This window comes from Cytophagia bacterium CHB2, from assembly GCA_030263535.1.
In the GTDB taxonomy this organism is placed as follows: domain Bacteria; phylum Zhuqueibacterota; class Zhuqueibacteria; order Zhuqueibacterales; family Zhuqueibacteraceae; genus Coneutiohabitans.
This window is the reverse complement of the sequence record SZPB01000642.1, coordinates 1-1,963: the sequence shown is the minus strand read 5'-3', so window position 1 is coordinate 1,963 and position 1,963 is coordinate 1. Positions and strand designations below refer to the sequence as shown.

Sequence of the window (1,963 nt, the reverse complement as noted above, 5' to 3'; positions counted from 1 at the left end):
CGCTCCCACTTACCGGTTTTGTCGGGCAATTCGGTTTCATTTCTGCAATGAATCACGAGGGCTGCGTTTCATTTGACCGTAACTTAATTTCACCATAACATGGCAATTGGGGGTATATAGAGTGAGGTAAAACTTTACGATTGGCAGGCAAGCATCACACCATTGCGGTAAACGAAGCATCGCCGCCGGGATATTCCCAGCAAAATGCGCAGAGGCCGAAGCCGAGGAGTTGTCAGCGAACAGAATGAAGCGTATCTACCTTGAGATGTCCGTTTATTATCACCGGTTGCGGCGCTATGTAAACGATCACCGCGTGGTTGACCGGCCCAAATTTGAAACCTTCCGCCAGCGCTTTTATGATCAACTTTGGCGCGAAGTCGCCGGCCGCATGGGCGCAAAAATCGAAGACTTCGGCTATGGCTTTTCCAAAATCAGCCGTGGCGCGCAATACACCTTTGTTCTGCAATCCAAGGTGATGCTGGATGATCACCTGAGTTTGCGGCTCGCCGGCAACAAGCCCCTGGTGCATCGCATCCTTTCCGAGCGGAACTACCCGATTCAGGATTATCGCGAATATACTCTGCACAGTCTGGCGAAGGCATACGATTTCATGCAGAAAATCGGCGGCGCCTGTGTGGTGAAACCGGCCGCCGCCACCGGCGCAGGTAACGGCATCACCACCAAAATCCGCAACCGGCAACAGCTTCGCAAAGCTTCGCTTAGGGCCGCAACGTTCTCAACGCGGCTGTTGATCGAAAAAGAGATGGCCGGCAGCTCGTATCGCCTGTTGTATTTGGGCGGGAAGTTTCTCGATGCCGTGCGCCGCGATTCGCCCGTGGTGACCGGCGACGGCAAGCACAGCATTGCGCAATTGATGCATGTGGAGAATCGCCGGCGGCTGCAGGGCGACGAAATCGTTGCGCTTTCACCGCTGCAAGCTGATTACGAATGCCAGCTTTGTTTGCGCGAGCGCGGATACAAATTGAGCGCCGTACCGGCGGCGGGTGAAACGGTGAGATTAAAAACCGTGGTGAATCAGAATTCCGCCTCGGAGAATGAAACCGTGCGCGCCTCGGTTCATCCTTCGATCATCCAAATCGGCGCTGAAATCGCCGCGCTGTTTCGCCTCGAATTAGTCGGAGTAGATTTGATCACGCCGGACATTACCAATCCGCTGCAAGACGCGGGCGGCGTGATCAATGAGATCAACACCAATCCCGGCTTGCACCATCACTATTTGATCAAAAACAAAACTGAGAACGCGGAGGTCGCGCGTGAAATTTTGGAGTATATCCTGAAACGTTGATCGTTGCGCTGTTGCACGGCGTTTATTTGCGCTAGAGATTGCCGGTTCACACAAACCGGCAAAGCCGTCGATCTGCGACCTTATCACCTTAACGGGGCGCATCATGAGTTACACAAAATCTCTAAAATTTCCCGGAGAAGAAAAGAGCCTGCACCGCTTGACGATTTTTTCGTTTTTGTGGGCCTGCCAGGCGTTCGTGCATTTGGATTTTTCCTGGCACTGGCTGCAAAGCGGGAAGATATTGGGGTATATCGCGATGGCCGCCGTCATACTGCTGCTCTTTAATCCTCGTTCGGTGTCGCTGCTCGGATTCATGGCCCTGGCAAGTTTTGCTGACAATGTCTCACACTGGCCGAAATTGAGCAATCACACGTTTGCTTCGGGGCTGATCAACGGCACGATCCTGCTGGCCGTGCTCTGGACGCTTTACCAAAACCGGCGCCAGATCGGCAAGCCGGGATGGAGCTGGTACACGCTGGGTTTGAACGATCGCGAAGCGACGAATGCCCTGCTCGAACGCTTTGCTCCGGTCATGCGCGCGGCAGTGATTATCATTTACCTCTTCGCCGTGTTGCACAAGCTCAATTGGGATTTTTTGAATCCGGCGATCAGTTGCGGCCCGGCGATGCTGCATGATTTGACCAGCCGGCTTCCGTT

The 1,963-nt window shown here is 53.8% G+C and carries 2 protein-coding genes; both read left to right on the top strand.

Annotation, left to right across the window (positions count from 1 at the left end):
- Positions 1-244 precede the first annotated feature (244 nt).
- Positions 245-1,306, top strand: coding sequence for a cyanophycin synthetase (locus FBQ85_29790; GenBank protein ID MDL1879323.1), 1,062 nt, complete (start codon positions 245-247; stop codon positions 1,304-1,306).
- Between the two features lie 103 nt (positions 1,307-1,409).
- Positions 1,410-1,963: hypothetical protein (locus FBQ85_29785; GenBank protein MDL1879322.1), on the top strand; the 554-nt coding region annotated here is incomplete at its 3' end.

Coding starts and splice junctions, on each gene's coding strand:
- FBQ85_29790 (MDL1879323.1), top strand. CDS start 245: ATGAAGCGTATCTACCTTGAGATGTCCGTTTATTATCACCGGTTGCGG.